The 15,312-nt window shown below is 68.8% G+C and carries 12 protein-coding genes; 4 read left to right on the top strand and 8 right to left on the bottom strand.

What is annotated here, in order from left to right; genetic code table 11:
• Positions 1-16 precede the first annotated feature (16 nt).
• The gene (locus A6B37_RS22835; protein WP_111827004.1) at positions 17-1,768 is read right to left on the bottom strand and encodes a putative 2-aminoethylphosphonate ABC transporter permease subunit; all 1,752 of its coding nucleotides are present in this window, start codon (positions 1,766-1,768) and stop codon (positions 17-19) included.
• A gap of 7 nt (positions 1,769-1,775) precedes the next feature.
• A complete protein-coding gene (locus A6B37_RS22830) occupies positions 1,776-2,849 on the bottom strand; it encodes a putative 2-aminoethylphosphonate ABC transporter ATP-binding protein (RefSeq protein WP_102774797.1) in 1,074 nt (357 codons plus the stop codon).
• 171 nt (positions 2,850-3,020) lie between these two features.
• Here A6B37_RS22830 and A6B37_RS22825 point away from each other — a divergent pair, with 171 nt between their 5' ends.
• Together A6B37_RS22825 and A6B37_RS22820 are read left to right on the top strand one after the other, a co-directional pair.
• Positions 3,021-3,884: a LysR family transcriptional regulator gene (locus tag A6B37_RS22825; protein WP_102774798.1), complete on the top strand. Its 864-nt coding sequence runs from the start codon at positions 3,021-3,023 to the stop codon at positions 3,882-3,884.
• 54 nt (positions 3,885-3,938) lie between these two features.
• Positions 3,939-4,508, top strand: a complete 570-nt coding sequence (locus A6B37_RS22820; RefSeq protein ID WP_111827003.1) for a phosphonate degradation HD-domain oxygenase — start codon at positions 3,939-3,941, stop codon at positions 4,506-4,508.
• A 37-nt stretch (positions 4,509-4,545) separates the two neighbouring features.
• On the opposite strand, the gene A6B37_RS22815 is transcribed toward A6B37_RS22820, so the two are convergent.
• Positions 4,546-5,397 carry a sulfurtransferase gene (locus A6B37_RS22815; RefSeq protein WP_111827002.1) on the bottom strand — a complete coding sequence of 284 codons (852 nt, stop codon included), beginning with the start codon at positions 5,395-5,397 and terminating at the stop codon, positions 4,546-4,548.
• A gap of 40 nt (positions 5,398-5,437) precedes the next feature.
• Positions 5,438-6,292 carry a DMT family transporter gene (locus A6B37_RS22810; RefSeq protein ID WP_111827001.1) on the bottom strand — a complete coding sequence of 285 codons (855 nt, stop codon included), beginning with the start codon at positions 6,290-6,292 and terminating at the stop codon, positions 5,438-5,440.
• Positions 6,293-6,443: 151 nt separating this feature from the next.
• On the opposite strand from A6B37_RS22810, the gene htpX reads away from it, so the two are divergent.
• Positions 6,444-7,325: a protease HtpX gene (htpX, locus tag A6B37_RS22805; RefSeq protein ID WP_111827000.1), complete on the top strand. Its 882-nt coding sequence runs from the start codon at positions 6,444-6,446 to the stop codon at positions 7,323-7,325.
• A gap of 65 nt (positions 7,326-7,390) precedes the next feature.
• Here the strand turns inward: htpX and A6B37_RS22800 are convergent, their stop codons facing one another.
• On the bottom strand, positions 7,391-8,782 hold the full coding sequence (locus A6B37_RS22800) for an L-serine ammonia-lyase (protein ID WP_111826999.1): 1,392 nt from the start codon (positions 8,780-8,782) through the stop codon (positions 7,391-7,393).
• A gap of 178 nt (positions 8,783-8,960) precedes the next feature.
• Here A6B37_RS22800 and A6B37_RS22795 point away from each other — a divergent pair, with 178 nt between their 5' ends.
• Positions 8,961-10,622, top strand: a complete 1,662-nt coding sequence (locus A6B37_RS22795) for a Na/Pi cotransporter family protein (protein WP_102774804.1) — start codon at positions 8,961-8,963, stop codon at positions 10,620-10,622.
• A 154-nt stretch (positions 10,623-10,776) separates the two neighbouring features.
• Here A6B37_RS22795 and A6B37_RS22790 read toward each other — a convergent pair whose 3' ends face one another.
• The 3 genes from A6B37_RS22790 to polA all read right to left on the bottom strand — a co-directional run bounded on the left by A6B37_RS22790 (position 10,777) and on the right by polA (position 15,272).
• Positions 10,777-11,568 carry a dienelactone hydrolase family protein gene (locus A6B37_RS22790; protein ID WP_102774805.1) on the bottom strand — a complete coding sequence of 264 codons (792 nt, stop codon included), beginning with the start codon at positions 11,566-11,568 and terminating at the stop codon, positions 10,777-10,779.
• 49 nt (positions 11,569-11,617) lie between these two features.
• The gene (locus tag A6B37_RS22785; RefSeq protein ID WP_102774806.1) at positions 11,618-12,457 is read right to left on the bottom strand and encodes a ZIP family metal transporter; all 840 of its coding nucleotides are present in this window, start codon (positions 12,455-12,457) and stop codon (positions 11,618-11,620) included.
• 97 nt (positions 12,458-12,554) lie between these two features.
• Positions 12,555-15,272 carry a DNA polymerase I gene (gene polA / locus A6B37_RS22780; RefSeq protein WP_111826998.1) on the bottom strand — a complete coding sequence of 906 codons (2,718 nt, stop codon included), beginning with the start codon at positions 15,270-15,272 and terminating at the stop codon, positions 12,555-12,557.
• Positions 15,273-15,312: the final 40 nt, after the last annotated feature.

Here is a 15,312-nt window from a genome sequence, read left to right as displayed (position 1 = left end):
CCTTGAGAACAATCGGTCAATGGGCCGCCGGGCGGCGCCAGGCCTGGCTGCGCGCCACCAGCGCGCGGCTCGCCAGATGCAGGGCCAGGGCCGCCACGGCCGAGCTGGCCATGATCACGGTGCACATGGCGGCGGCCGGGCCGATAAAGCCGGCGTCGTCCATGTTCAGCACGGCCACCGCGGCCAGCACCGTGGAGGGGCTGTACAGGAACACCACGGCGGACACCGTCGTCATGGCGGAAACGAACAGGTAGCGGGCCACGTCCAGGGCGGCCGGCAGGCACATCGGCAGCGTCACGCGCAGGAAGGTGGTCAGGCGCGGCACCTTCAGCGACGCGGAAGCGGCTTCGAACTCCGGGTCCAGCGCATTGAGCGCCGTGGCCGCCGTCAGGTGCGCGCTGGTGTAGAAGTGCACCACCGTGCACAGCACCAGCAGCGGCATGGTGCCGTACAGCACGTTCAGCGGATTGAGCGGGCTGTTGAAGAAGAAGATGTAGCCCAGGCCCAGCACCAGGCCCGGCACCGCCATCGGCACCAGCGCCAGCATGCCCACCATGCCGCGCAGGCCACGGGCCAGCGCGCCGCGGGCCGGCACTTTTTCGACCATCCAGGCGCCGGTGAAGACTACGGCGGTACCGGCCACGGCGGTGTAGAACGCCAGCTGCAGGCTGTTGCGCCAGGCCAGCCAGCCGCCGCCGTCCATGTTGTCGAAGTCGTAGGAACGCAGCGACAGCGACAGGTTGTACGGCCACATCTTGACGAACGAGGCCCATACCGCCACGCCGATGATGAGCAGCAGGAACGCGGCCACCGCGCCGGCCAGCGCCAGGAACGCGGCGTCGCGGCGGCGGTCGGGGCCGGCGGCGTAGGGCTGGGCCCGGCCGTTCATCTGGGCGCCCTGGCGGGCGCGCAACCGCCGGTCCAGCGCGAAGGTCAGGACCGCGGGCAGGAGCAGCAGGATGCCGATGGCCGCCCCCTTGGGGAAGTTCTGCTGCCCCACCACGGCCTTGTAGGCCTCCATCGCCAGCACGTTGTAGTCGCCGCCCACGACCTTGGGCACGCCGAAATCGGTGACGGTCAGGGTGAACACCACGCAGCACGCCGAGAACACGGCGTAGCGGGTGCCCGGCAGGGTGACGGTGAGGAAGGTGCGCCAGGGGCCGGCGCCCATGGCGCGGGCGGCGTCGTAGAGACGGCCGTCGGCCAGCGTCAGGCCGGTCAGCAGGATCATCAGGGCGTGCGGGAAGGTATAGAACGCCTCGCCCGCCACGATGCCCCAGAAGCCGTAGATGGTGGCGCCGCCGAACAGGTCCTTGAGCAGACCCTGGTTGCCCAGCAGGTACACCAGCGCGATGCCGGGCAGCAGCGACGGCGCCAGCAGCGGCAGCAGCGCAACGGTGCGCAGCAGCCCCTTGCCCGGCAGGCGCGTGCGCGTCAGACCGTAGGCGAATCCGTAGGCGCAGGGCACGACCAGCAGCATGGTCACCGCGCCGACCGCCAGGCTGCGCCCGACCATGCCCAGGAAGCCTTCGCCGCCGATGATGCCGGCGACCACCGACAGCCCGGCCCAGGCGCCGTCGCCGTCGGTCACGGACTTGACCAGGATCGCCGCCAGCGGCAGCGCCAGGAACAAGAGCAGGCACAGCGCCAGCGCGCCCTGCCCGCCGGCCAGGCCGGCGGCGCCGACCCAGGCGGGCAAGGGACGCCGGCCCAGGGACGGCGCGGGCGCGGCGCAGACCGCCGGCGCGGGGGAAGCGGAACGGGTCATCGCCGGATCAAGCGTAGGCGCGTATCGCATGGCGCGGCAGCTCCACCCAGCAGCGGCTGGCGGCGTGAGGGCCCAGCAGGGCGTCTCCGATTTCGGGGGATACGACGGAATGCACGGTGGCGCCGGGCACGCCTTCGAGGCGCAGGGCCAGGCGGTAGCCGCGGCCCAGGAACACGCCGTCGAGCACGTCGGCCAGCATGGCGTTGGGCTGCTCCGGGCGGGCGGTGCTCACGCGCACCGCCTCCGGACGCACGAAGAGCCGGCCGCTGGCGGCGTCCAGCGCCTCGTCCACGGCCAGTTCCTGGCGGCCGACGCGGGCGCGGTGGGCGTCCAGGCGCTCGAACGGCAGCCAGTTCGCCTCGCCCACGAAGTCGGCGATGAAGGCCGAGCGGGGCTGGCGGTAGAGCTCGGTGGGGGTGCCGTACTGTTCGATGACGCCGCCGTTCATGACGGCGATGCGGTCGGCCATCACCATGGCCTCTTCCTGGTCGTGCGTCACCATCAGCGTGGTGATGGACAGGCGCTTTTGCAGCGCGCGCAGTTCGATGCGCAGGTGTTCGCGCACGCGGGCGTCCAGCGCGGACATGGGTTCGTCCAGCAGCAGCAGCGACGGCGAAGGCGCCAGCGCGCGCGCCAGGGCCACGCGCTGCTGCTGGCCGCCGGAGATCTGCCCGGGGTATTTGTCGGCCGCGCCCGCCAGGCCCACCAGCGTGAGCATTTCCTCGACGCGGTTGGCGACGTGGTTGCGGTGGGCGCGCTTGCCGCTCAGCCCGTAGGCCACGTTCTGGGCCACGGTCAGGTTGGGAAACAGGGCGTAGGACTGGAACAGGATGCCGTAGTCGCGCGCCTGCGGCTCGGCGTGGGAGATGTCGCGGCCGGACAGCACGATGGCGCCGCTGTCCTGGCGCTCCAGGCCCGCGATGGCGCGCAGCAGGGTGGTCTTGCCGCAGCCCGACGGGCCCAGCAGGCACACCAGCTCTCCGGCGCGGATGTCCAGCGAGACGTCCGACAGCGCGGTGTGGCTGCCGAAGCGCTTCACGAGATGCCTGACAGAGAGAAATGCGTTGTCGCGTTCGGCCATGGGGCCTCCGGTATGGGAACGCTCGCAGTATGGAAGGCGCGTATTGAGTGTTTATGACACTTCGCGCAAATGCAGTAATAAAAACATCAAATTATTTTGGTGTACTGGCGGTCTCGTGCATTGGGCCCCTGCCGCGCCCAGTGCCGCCCCCATTTACCGCCCCCCTGCCCCGTGCTCGTCGCCGAACTCAAATCCTTCTATGCCGTCGCCCGCTGCGGCACCGTCACCAAGGCCGCCGCCCAACTGGGCGTCAGCCAGCCCACGGTCACGGGGCAACTGCGCCAGCTGGAATCGCGTTACGGCGTCGAACTGTTCCATCGCCAGGGCCGCGGCATGCGGCTGTCGGACGCCGGCCACAGCCTGATGCCCATGGTCGAGAAACTGGTCCAGCAGGAAACCGAGATCGACTTCCGCCTGCGCGACGCCAGCGACCTGCGCGAAGGCAATCTGCGCATCGGCGCCACCGGCCCCTACTACATCATGGACACGGTGCGCACCTACAACCAGCGCTATCCCGGCATCGACCTGACCCTCACCATCGGCAATTCGCAAAGCATGCTGCAGGCGCTGCACGATTACCGCATCGAGATTGCCACATCGTCCTTGCTGATGGATGACAAGCACCTGTACCGGCGCATGATCGCCGCCGATCCCATCCGGGTGGTCACGCATCGCGACCACCCGCTGGCCCGCCGCAGCGAGGTGCGCCTGGCCGAGCTGGCCGACCACGCGCTGCTGGTGCGCGAGCCCGGCTCCATGACGCGCCAGCTGACCGAAGACGCGCTGCAGCAGGCCGGCGTGACCGTGCGGCGCACGCTGGAGATCGGCAGCCGCGAATCGATCCGCCAGGCCATTCTGTGCGGGCTGGGGGTCAGCCTGATTCCCTCGCGCGAGATCCCGTCGCACCCGGACCTGGCGGCGCTGAATATCCAGGGCGCCGACATCCTGATGCACGAATACCTGTACTGCCTGCGCGAGCGCCAACCGGTGCAGCTCATCGCGCGCTTCCTGGAGATGGCGCCGGCCGCCGGCTGACCGCCCGCAGCCCCGCTGCGCCCCCTCCCCCTTGCGGCCAATCCGGAGACAACCATGGCCTTGACCCTGCAAGACATCGAACAGATCTTCCTGGAGCGCGGACACCGCTCCTATGACGGCGAGTCCGTCAGCCACCTGCGGCACGCGCTGCAGACCGCGGCGCTGGCCGAGCGCAACGGCGCCGGCCCGCACCTGATCACGGCCTGCCTGCTGCACGACCTGGGCCACCTCATCGCCGACCGGCCCGGCACGCCGACCCTGCGCGGCATCGACGACAAGCACCAGTACTTCGTGCTGCCCTTTCTGCGCGGCCTGTTCGGCCCGCCCGTGCTGGAGCCGATCCGGCTGCACGTCGAGGCCAAGCGCTACCTCTGCTATGTGGAACCGCACTATGAAGCGTCGCTGTCGGAGGATTCCAGACGCAGCCTGGCGCTACAGGGCGGTAGCTTCGATGCGGGCCAGGCGGTGGATTTCGCCAGCCTGCGGGGCGCGCCGGACGCGATCCGCCTGAGGCGCTGGGACGACCATGCCAAGGTGCCGGGGCTGGCGACGCCGCCCCTGGATCACTTCCTGGAAATCGCCGAGGTCGCCTCGGAACGGGTCAAGCTGACGGCCGCGTGGTAGGGCTGGCTGGCAAGCCATGCCCGACTGGCGGGGACGCCTAGGCGCCCTTGGCCACCGGACGCGACGGGTCGCTGCACCACTCGCTCCAGGACCCCGGATACAGGCGCGAGCCCGACAGGCCGGCGATCTCCATGGCCAGGAGGTTGTGGCAGGCGGTGATGCCCGAGCCGCACTGGTGCACGATGGCGGCGGGATCGCGGCCGGCCAGCAGGCCGGTGAATTCCTCGCGCAGCTGCGCGGCCGGCTTGAAGCGGCCGTCGGCCTGCAGGTTCTCGCCGTTGGGGCGGTTCAGGGCGCCCGGAATGTGGCCGGCCACCGGGTCCATGGGCTCGACCTCGCCGCGGTAGCGGTTGGCCGCGCGCGCGTCGATCACAGTGAATGCGGGGCGGGAGATATTGTCCAGCACCGTCCGGGCGTCCACCGTGGCGGCCAGCGACGGCCCCGGTTCCACCGGCTGGCCGGCCTGCACGGCGGGGGCCGCCTCGGTCGTGGTCGGCAGCCCGGCCGCGGTCCAGGCCTGCCAGCCGCCGTCCAATACCGCCACCTGGTCGTGGCCCAGCCAGCGCAGCATCCACCACAGGTGGGCGGCATACATGCCGCCGCTGGCGTCGTAGGCCACCACCAGGGTCTGCGGCGTGACGCCGTGGGCCGCCATCAGCGCGCCGAAGTCCGCGCGCGAAGGCAGCGGATGGCGCCCGTTGGCGCCGGTGCGCGGCGCCGCCAGTTCGGTTTCGTGGTCCAGGTAGCGGGCGCCGGGGATGTGGCCGGCCTCGTAGGCCTGGCGGCCGGCCGCATGGTTGGTCAGGTCGTGGCGCACGTCGAATACGCGGACGTCGGGCGAATCGAGGCGCTTGGCCAGGTCGGCGGCGGAAATCAGTGTCATCGTCATGCGCTGTGCTCCTGTAAGAGATAGAGACGGCCCGCCGGGCTCATGCCGCCTTGGGGTCGCGCATGGTGCGCCACACCGACAGCAGGCCGGCGAATATGATCAGGCCCATGCCGGCCCAGGCCAGGGCGTCGAGCCGGTCGCCCCACAGGCCCATGCCCAGGAGCGCCGCGAAAATAATGGTGCTGTACTGCAGCGCCGCCGTCAGCAGCGCCGAACCCACGCCGAACGCGCGCGTCATGGCCAATTGGCCGAACAGGCCCGCCACGCCCACACCGATCAGTGAAAGATAACCGCTCCAGTCGGCCTGGCCCCAGCCTTCATACGCAATTCCGCCGATACTCGACAGACACACCCCCACCGAGAAGAACAGCACGGTGCGCCATTCCGGTTCGCCGATGCGGCCCAGCTGGCGGATCTGCAGCATGGCGATGGCCGACATGGCGCCCGCCCCCATGCCCAGCAGGGCGGCCAGCCACTGGTCCTCATTGATGCTGGGGCGCAGCACGGCGATCACCCCCAGAAAGCCCAGCGCCACCGCGATAATGCGCACGGCGTCGCGCTGCGCGCCGCCCCAGCCCAGCATCCAACAGGCGATGAACAGCGGGGCCGTGTAGTTCAGGCTGGTGGCGGTGGCCAGCGGCAGGTGGGAAATGGCGAAAAAACCCAGCCACATCGAGGTGACGCCCGACAGGTTGCGCCACAGGTGCAGCTTCCAGCTACTCGGGACGATGGACTGGCGTCCGGCGCGCGCCCAGATCAGCAGCAGGATTACGGAGGGCAGCCCGCGAAACAGCACGACCTGCGGCAGCGATGCGCCATGCTCGGTGGCCAGCTTCACGAACGATCCCATGGCGGCGAACATGGCGGACGCCACTAACATCCAGAGAGCCTGCATGGGGATCTGCGCTAAGGGAAAGGTGAGTAGGACTAAGGGAAAGCGATACTATACTCTTCGTCACCGCGGAGGCGCCGCCGGCTCGGGGAACTGGCGGGCCGCCGCCGGGTCGAATTCGGGCAATTCCCGCTCGCAGAGGAAACAAAAAAACATGAAACGCATCATCCTATTCGTCGTCACCAACCTGGCCGTCATGCTGGTGCTGTCGGCCACGCTGCGCATCCTGGGCGTAGACCGATACATCACCGCCAATGGCCTGAACCTGAACGCCCTGCTGATCTTCTCGCTGGTGGTCGGCTTCACCGGCGCCATCATTTCGCTGCTGATCAGCAAGCCCATGGCCAAGTGGAGCACCGGCGCCCAGGTGCTGGACCCGAATTCGCCGCGCAACCAGCGCGAGGCCTGGCTGGTCGACACCGTGCACCAGCTGGCCGACCGCGCCGGCATCGGCCGCCCCGAGGTCGCCATCTACGAAGGCGCGCCCAACGCCTTCGCCACCGGCGCGTTCAAGAACGATTCGCTGGTGGCCGTCTCGACCGGCCTGCTGGAAAGCATGAGCGAAGAGGAAGTCGCCGCCGTGCTGGCCCACGAAGTAGCCCACATCGCCAACGGCGACATGGTCACGCTGACCCTGATCCAGGGCGTGGTCAACACCTTCGTGGTGTTCCTGGCCCGGGTCGTCGGCTACTTCATCGACCGCGCGGTGTTCAAGAACGAACGCGGCGTGGGGCCCGGCTACTACATCACGGTGCTGGTCTGTGAAATCATCTTCGGCGTGCTGGCCTCGATCATCGTGGCCTGGTTCTCGCGCCAGCGCGAGTACCGCGCCGACGCCGGCTCCGCCCACCTGATGGGCGCGCGCGAGCCGATGATCCGCGCCCTGGCCCGCCTGGGCGGGCTGGAGCCCGGCGACCTGCCCAAGTCCTTCGAGGCCTCGGGCATCACCGGCCGCGGCGGCATCGCGGCCATGTTCGCCTCGCACCCGCCGATTCCGGCCCGCATCGCCGCGCTGCAGAACGCCCGCGTGATCTGACGCCGCCGAAGGCAGCAAAAAGCCGCCAGGCCCGCAGGGGCCTGGCGGCTTTTTTCATTGCGCGCTCAGCATTCGACGATGTTGACCGCCAGGCCGCCGCGCGCCGTTTCCTTGTACTTGGTCTTCATGTCGGCGCCGGTCTCGCGCATGGTCTTGATGACCGAATCCAGCGACACGTAGTGCTGGCCGTCGCCGCGCAGCGCCATGCGCGCCGCGTTCACGGCCTTGATCGAGGCCATCGCGTTGCGCTCGATACAGGGGATCTGCACCAGGCCGCCGACCGGGTCGCAGGTCAGGCCCAGGTTGTGCTCCATGCCGATCTCGGCGGCGTTCTCGACCTGCTCCACCGTGCCGCCCAGCGCCGCGGCCAGGCCGCCGGCGGCCATCGAGCAGGCCACGCCGACTTCGCCCTGGCAGCCGACCTCGGCGCCCGAGAGCGATGCGTTGTACTTGTAGAGCAGGCCCACGGCCGCCGCCGTCAGCAGGAAATCGCGCACGCCGTCGCGGTTGGAGCCGGGCACGAAACGGTCGTAATAGTGCAGCACGGCCGGGATGATGCCTGCCGCGCCGTTGGTCGGCGCCGTGACCACCCGGCCGCCGGCGGCGTTTTCCTCGTTGACCGCCATGGCGTACAGGTTGACCCAGTCCATCACGGACAGCGGGTCGGATAGCGTGCGCTCGGCGCGCTGCGTCAGGTTGCGGTACATCTCGGGCGCGCGGCGGCGCACGCGCAAGGGGCCGGGCAGCTCGCCGTCGGCCTCGGGGTAGTTGATGCCGCAGCCGCGCGAAACGCAGTCCTGCATGACCTGCCAGATGCGGTCCAGCCCGGCGTGCACCTCGGCCTCGTCGCGCCAGGTCAGCTCGTTCTTCATCATGAGCTGGGCCACCGACAGGCCGCTGTCGCGGCACATGGACAGCAGCTCGCGGCCCATGCGGAAAGGATACGGCAGCTGGTCATGCGCGGCGATGACCTGGCTGTTGGAGGCCCCCGCGGTCACGACGAAACCGCCGCCGACCGACAGGTAGCGCGCTTCGCGCAGCCGCTCGCCCTCGGCGTCGAAGGCGTGGAATTTCATGCCGTTGGGATGTTCGGCCATGGCTTCGCGGCGGTAGAACAGCATGTGTTCCTTTTCCACGAAAGGCACCGGGTAGCGCCCCAGCAGGGGCAGCTGGCGGCTGGCCCGCACCGAGGCGATCATGCCGGCGATGGCCGCGGGGTCCACGGTGTCGGGGGCCTCGCCCATCAGGCCCAGCAGCACGCCCTTGTCGGTGCCGTGGCCCTTGCCGGTGGCGCCCAGCGATCCGTACAGTTCGGCGCGCACGGACGCCACGCGCGGCATCAGGCCGTCGCGCTCCAGCCCCTGGGCGAACAGCAGGGCCGCCCGCATGGGTCCCACGGTGTGGGAACTGGACGGGCCTATGCCTATCTTGAACAGATCGAAAACGGAAACCGCCACGCAAAACTCCAGTGCATCTGACGAATGGTGAGGCAATGATACGCGCTGCCCCCGCGGCGCGCAGCAAAGGCCCCGACAGGCGTATGCTGTATTGTGGGGACAGGCTCCCCAGCCTGGCCCGCGCATGCGATCATTACAGAATTATTTCTTGTCATAAAAAGAATGGAAACACCCCAGGATGTCCGGACTCATCACGCTGCTTGATTTTGCGGGCTACGTCGCCCTCCTCCTGTGGGGCGTGCACATGGTCCAGACCGGCGTGCAACGCGCCTTCGGCGCGGCCCTGGGCGCGGCGCTGGGTCGCGCCCTCGGAACCCGGCTGCGGGCCTTCGCCGCCGGCCTGGGCATCACCGCCGCGCTGCAGAGCAGCACCGCCACCGGCCTGATGATCACCGGCTTCGCCGCCGGCGGGGTCGTGAGCCTGGCGCCGGCCCTGGCCGCCATGCTGGGCGCCAACGTCGGCACCACCCTCATCGTCCAGCTGCTGTCGTTCGACCTGACCTCGCTCGCCCCCATCCTGATCCTGGCCGGGGTCTGGATGTTCCGCCGCTACCCGCCGGGCCGCACCCGCGACCTGGGCCGCGTCTTCATCGGCCTGGGGCTGCTGCTGCTGTCGCTGCACCAGCTGGTGCAGCTGTTCCAGCCGTTCCAGACCGCGCCCATGCTGGGCCTGATCCTGGACGCGCTGGCGACCCAGCCGGTGGCCGCCGTGCTGCTGTCGGCCGCCTTCACCTGGGCGGCGCATTCCAGCGTGGCCGTGGTGGTGCTGGTGATGTCGCTGGCCACCCACCACATGGTGGCGCCGCACGTGGCGTTCGCGCTGGTGCTGGGCGCCAACCTGGGCACCGCCATCAATCCCATGATCGAGGGCGTGACCGGCGACGACCCCGCCGCGCGCCGCCTGCCGCTGGGCAACCTGCTGACCCGCGTGATCGGCGTGCTGGCCGGGCTGATGCTGCTGCCTTACCTGCAGCCGATGATGAGCGAGCTGGCCGACGACCCGGCCCGCGCCGTGGCCAACTTCCACACGCTGTTCAACGCCGTCATCGCCGTGGTGTTCCTGCCGCTGCTGACGCCCTACGCCGCCCTGCTCACCCGCTGGCTGCCCAAGCGCGCCGACCCGAACGACCCGTCGCGTCCCCAGTACCTGGACGAATGGGCCCACGACGTGCCGGCCGTGGCGCTGGGCAACGCCGCGCGCGAAGGCCTGCGCATGGCCGACATGCTGCAGACGCTGCTGCTGTATGCGCGCGCCGGCTTCAAGCGCGACAACCGCCACCGCATGGTGCAGGCGCGCCAGCTCGACAGCGCGCTGGACAAGCTGGAGAACGCCATCACCACCTACCTGGCCACGCTGGACCAGGAGAACATGACGCGCGAAGACCTGCAGCGCCTGGACGACATCCTGGCCTTCATCAGCAACGTCGGCCATGCCGGCGACATCGCCCACCACGGCCTGCTCGGCCACATCGCCAAGCTGCGCAAGCAGGGCTGGACCTTCTCGCCGGAACAGCGCGCCAGCCTGGACGAGACGCTGGGCCAGCTGATCGCCAACCAGCGCACCGCCGCCGCCCTGTTCGTCAACGACGACCTGCGCCAGGCGCGTTCGCTGGCGGAGGAAAAGGCGCGCTTTCGCACCATAGAGACCGCCGCCGCGGACACGCACCTGCAGAAGATCAAGGCCGGCCAGGTCGACGCGGCCGAAGTCGGCGCGCTCTACCTGGATATCCTGCGCGACATGAAGGGCATCAATTCGCACCTGGTGGGCGCCGCCGCCTACCCGCTGCTGGCGCGGCACGGAGAGTTGCTGCCGAGCCGGCTGCGGGAAGCGGGGAATTGAACGGATGGCGGGTGGTGGCGCCTGATGGGTTTCGCGCGCTCGCGATCGGTGTTCTTGCTTAAGGGCTCTCGCGCTGCACCCATCCTACGGGACGCGACGAATGCCGTAGGATGGGTGCAGCGCGAGCGCGCGAAACCCATCATCCGCAAAAACCTCACAAATACCGCTTGAACCAATCCAGCATCCGCCCCCAGCCGTCCTTGGCCGCCTCGGCCTGGTAGCTGGCGCGGTAGTCCGCCATGAAAGCGTGGTCGGCCTGCGGGTACACCACGAACTCGGAACGCCGGGCGTTTTCATTGCCGGAGGCGGCCAGCTTGCCCTTCATGGTTTCGACGTCGGCCAGGGGGATGCTGGCGTCCTTGCCGCCGTACAGGCCCAGCACCGGCGCGTGCAGCTCGTCCACCACGTCGAAAGCCACGCGCTTGATCAGCGGGCCGTGGCCCACGCTGAGCTTGCCGTACCAGGCCACCGCGGCCTTGACGTCCGGGTTGTGCGCCGCGTACATCCAGGTCAGGCGGCCGCCCCAGCAGAATCCGGTGACCGCGACCCGCCTGGCGTCGCCGCCGTGCGCCGCGGCCCAGGCCACGCTGGCGTCCAGGTCGGCGTAGACCTGTTCGTCCGGCACCTTGCTGACCAGTTCCGAAATGAGCTTGGGAATGTCGGTATAGGCGGAGGCGTCGCCCTGGCGTTCGTACAGGTTGGCGGCCACGGCCAGGTAGCCGGCCTTGGCGACGCGGCGGCACAGGTCCTTGATGTGTTCGTGCACGCCGAAGATTTCCTGCACCACCAGCACGATGGGCAGGTCGCGCGCGCCCTCTGGGGCGGCGTAGTAGGCGTCGATCGAGCCGTCGGCCACCGGCAGCTTGAAATCGCCGTGGGCCAGCCCCTGCGCGTCGGTATGGATCACCGTGGGAGCGACGTTGCCGGCTGCTGCGGAAAAACTCATGGGAACCTCCTGTGTAGGGTCGACGAAGCCTGGGTTCCCGGCGGCCCGCCTAGTGGCGGTGGACGTGTTCGACCTGCGGCGCGCCATGGCCGGCTTCGGCGCCATGGTCGTGCCCGTGGTGCATCAGCGAGGTCACGCTGTAGATCAGCGCCACGCCCACCCCGACCAGCAGCAACTGCGGGACGGCGTCGGCCAGGGATACCCTTTCGTGCATTTGCGGCATCAGATCGGCCACCGAGATGTAGAGGAAGCTGCTGGCCGCCACCACCAGAATATACGGCACCCAGCCCTGCGCCTGCTGCAGCACGAAGAACCCTATTATGCCGCCCACGGCTGAACACAAGCTGGTGAACAGGATCAGCGCGAACGCGCGCCGGCGCGCCAGCCCGGCGTTGAGCAGCACCACGAAATCGCCGAGCTTGTGCGGCACTTCGTGGATGATGATGGACGCGGCGGTCAGCACGCCCAGCAGCGGATCGGTCAGGAAGGCCGCCGCCACCAGCACGCCGTCGGCCAGGTTGTGCAGCGAGCTGCCGATCAGGATCAGCACGCCGCCGCGGCCGGCCTCGTGGCGGTCGTGGCCCTTGTGGTGGTGATGGCCGTCGCCCTCGTGATGATGGCTGTGGCGCAGGAGCGCGATCTTCTCCAGCACGAAAAATCCGATCAGCGAGGCCAGCATCAGCGCGAACAGCACATGGGCGTCGGCCACGCCGGCCTCGAAGGCTTCGGGCAGCAGGTGCAGCAGCGCCACCGACAGCAGCACCCCCACCGACAGGCTCACCATGTGGTGCAGGTATTTGGCGAAGACCTTGTAGGCCAGCCAGCTCGCGATGAGTACCGCGATGAGCCCGCCGGTGATGGTGGCGAGCAGAACCCAGAGCAGTAGCATGTTGGGGAGTGTGTAGTAGGTGGGCGGGAAGGCGCAACATTATATCGTTGCAAGCCCAAAACGGGAAATGGGCTGGCCCATTGGGGCCGGCCCCGTCCTAGTGCGCCTGTTCCCAGTTCCTGCCGACGCCGACCTCGGCCACCAGCGGCACCCGCAGGCTGGCCACGTCGCACATCAGGCCGGGCAGCGTGCTGCGCACCAGCTCCAGCTCGGCGTCGGGCGCTTCCAGCACCAGTTCGTCGTGCACCTGCATGATCATGCGCGTCTGCAGCTTTTCGGCGTCCAGCCAGTCCTGCACCGCCACCATGGCCATCTTGATCAGGTCGGCCGCCGTGCCCTGCATGGGCGCGTTGATGGCCGCGCGTTCGGCGGCCTGGCGGCGCGGGCCGGAGCCGCCGCGGATCTCCGGCAGCTGCAGGCGGCGGCCGAAGACGGTTTCCACATAGCCCTGCTCGCGCGCGCGCCGGCGGGTGTCGTCCATGTACATGGCCACGCCGGGATAGCGGGCGAAGTAGCGGTCGATGTAGGCCTGCGCGGCGTCGCGCGTGATGCCCAGGTTGGACGCCAGGCCGAACACCCCCATGCCGTAGATCAGGCCGAAGTTGATGGCCTTGGCGGCGCGGCGCTGCTCCGAGGACACCTCGGCCAGCGGCACGCCGAACACCTCCGAGGCCGTGGCGCGGTGGATGTCCTCGCCCGCGGCGAAGGCGCGCTGCAGGTTGGCGTCGTCCGAGACGTGGGCCATGATGCGCAGCTCGATCTGCGAATAGTCGGCCGACAGCAGCATGCCCTGCTCGGCCACGAAGGCTTCGCGCACACGGCGGCCCGCCTCGGTGCGCACCGGGATGTTCTGCAGGTTGGGATCGGACGAGGCCAGCCGGCCGGTGATCACCGCGGCCTGCGAGTAGTGCGTATGCACCCGTCCGGTGTCCGGATTGATCATGCGCGGCAGCTTGTCGGTGTAGGTGGACTTCAGCTTGGACAGGCCGCGGTATTCCAGCAGCACCTGCGGCAGCGGATAGTCCTGCGCCAGCTTGCTCAGCACTTCCTCGTCGGTCGAAGGCGCGCCGCTGGCGGTCTTGCGCACCACCGGCAGCTCCATGCGGCCGAACAGGATCTCGCCCAGCTGCTTGGGGGAATTCAGGTTGAACGGCTGGCCCGCCAGTTCATAGGCCTTCTGCTCCAGCTGCAGCATTTCCTGGCCCAGCTTGTGGCTTTGCCGGCCGAGCTCGGCGGCGTCGACCTTGACGCCGTTGCGCTCGATCGTGGTCAGCACCGCCGACACCTGCATCTCCAGCCGGTAGATGCGCTCCAGGCCGGCATCGGCGGCCACCATCGGACGCAGCACCCGGTGCAGCTGCAAGGTGAAGTCGGCGTCCTCGGCGGCATAGTGGCCGGCCTTGTCGACCGCCACTTCGTCAAATCCGATCTGCTTGGCGCCCTTGCCGCACAGGTCTTCGTAGGACACGCCGCTGCGGCCCAGGTAGCGCTGGGCCAGGTCGTTCAGGCCCACGCCGCGGTGCGACTCCAGCACATAGGCCTGCAGCATGGTGTCTTCGGCCACGCCGCCCAGGCGGATGCCTTCGTTGGCGAACACGTGCGTGTCGTACTTGGCGTGATGCAGCAGCTTGGCGCGCGATGCGTCCTCCAGCCACGGCTTCAGGCGCGCCAACACCTCGTCCTTGGGCAGCTGGGCCGCGCCGTCCGGGCCGCGGTGCGCCACCGGGATGTAGCAGGCCACGCCGGGCGCCACCGACAGCGACAGGCCCACCAGGCGGGCCTGCATTTCGTCCAGCGAGGTGGTCTCGGTGTCCAGCGCGACCAGCTGCGCGCCGTCCATCAGCGTCATCCAGTCGTCGAAGGCGGCCCAATCGGAAATGATGCGGTAATCCAGCTCGGTGGGCGCGGCCGGCGCGTCGTGGGCGATGCGCGCATCGCCCGTGGGCACGCGCTCGGCGTCGCCGGTCAGCTCGCGCAGCCAGGTGCGGAAACCGTAGCGTTCGTAGAGTTCGGTCAGGGCCTCGATATCGCGCGGGCGCGGCGTCAGGTCGTCGATGTGGTCGACGTGGCCGGCCAGGTCGCAGTCGTACTTCACGGTCAGCAGCTGGCGCGTGAGCGGGAAGCGCGGAATCGCGTCGCGCAGGTTATTGCCCGCCACGCCCTTGATGCCTTCGGCGCCTGCTATCAGCTTTTCGATGGAGCCGAATTCCGTAATCCATTTGGCTGCCGTCTTCGGGCCGACCTTGGTCACGCCCGGGACGTTGTCGACGGTATCGCCCACCAGCATCAGGTAATCGACGATACGGTCCGGCGGCACGCCGAACTTGTTCAGCACGCCGGCCTCGTCCAGGGTTTCGCCGCTCATGGTGTTGACCAGCGTGACATGGCTGTTGACCAGTTGCGCCAGGTCCTTGTCGCCGGTGGACACGATGGTGTGCACGTCGAGTTCGGCGGCGCGCCTGGCCAGGGTGCCGATCACGTCGTCGGCTTCCACCCCTTCGATGGCCAGCACCGGCCAGCCCAGCGCGCGCACGGCGCGGTGGATGGGCTCGATCTGCGCGGCCAGGTCTTCGGGCATGGGCGGGCGGTGCGACTTGTATTCCGGGTAGATGTCATCCCGGAACGTCTTACCCCGGGCGTCGAAAATACATGCGGCATACTCTGCCTTATGATCAGATACCAGTTTGCGCAGCATATTCACCACGCCGTAGAGCGCACCCGTAGGTTCGCCTTGCGCATTGCGCAAATCAGGCATAGCGTGGAAAGCGCGGTACAAGTAACTTGAACCGTCGACCAGTAATAAGGTTTTTTTCATGGTTACAAAGGCAGATATGGCAATCGCTGCGGAAACACCC

The organism is Achromobacter sp. HZ01 (assembly GCF_003267925.1).
Classification (GTDB): domain Bacteria; phylum Pseudomonadota; class Gammaproteobacteria; order Burkholderiales; family Burkholderiaceae_B; genus Achromobacter; species Achromobacter pulmonis_A.
The sequence above is the reverse complement of the archived record's forward strand: the minus strand, read 5'-3'. Positions and strand labels throughout refer to the sequence as shown.

Excerpts from the sequence above, each read along its gene's own strand:
- A6B37_RS22835 (WP_111827004.1), bottom strand. The coding sequence starts at position 1,768 with ATGACCCGTTCCGCTTCCCCCGCGCCGGCGGTCTGCGCCGCGCCCGCG.
- A6B37_RS22830 (WP_102774797.1), bottom strand. The coding sequence starts at position 2,849 with ATGGCCGAACGCGACAACGCATTTCTCTCTGTCAGGCATCTCGTGAAG.
- A6B37_RS22820 (WP_111827003.1), top strand. The coding sequence starts at position 3,939 with ATGGCCTTGACCCTGCAAGACATCGAACAGATCTTCCTGGAGCGCGGA.
- A6B37_RS22815 (WP_111827002.1), bottom strand. The coding sequence starts at position 5,397 with ATGACGATGACACTGATTTCCGCCGCCGACCTGGCCAAGCGCCTCGAT.
- A6B37_RS22810 (WP_111827001.1), bottom strand. The coding sequence starts at position 6,292 with ATGCAGGCTCTCTGGATGTTAGTGGCGTCCGCCATGTTCGCCGCCATG.
- htpX (WP_111827000.1), top strand. The coding sequence starts at position 6,444 with ATGAAACGCATCATCCTATTCGTCGTCACCAACCTGGCCGTCATGCTG.
- A6B37_RS22795 (WP_102774804.1), top strand. The coding sequence starts at position 8,961 with ATGTCCGGACTCATCACGCTGCTTGATTTTGCGGGCTACGTCGCCCTC.
- A6B37_RS22790 (WP_102774805.1), bottom strand. The coding sequence starts at position 11,568 with ATGAGTTTTTCCGCAGCAGCCGGCAACGTCGCTCCCACGGTGATCCAT.
- A6B37_RS22785 (WP_102774806.1), bottom strand. The coding sequence starts at position 12,457 with ATGCTACTGCTCTGGGTTCTGCTCGCCACCATCACCGGCGGGCTCATC.
- polA (WP_111826998.1), bottom strand. The coding sequence starts at position 15,272 with ATGAAAAAAACCTTATTACTGGTCGACGGTTCAAGTTACTTGTACCGC.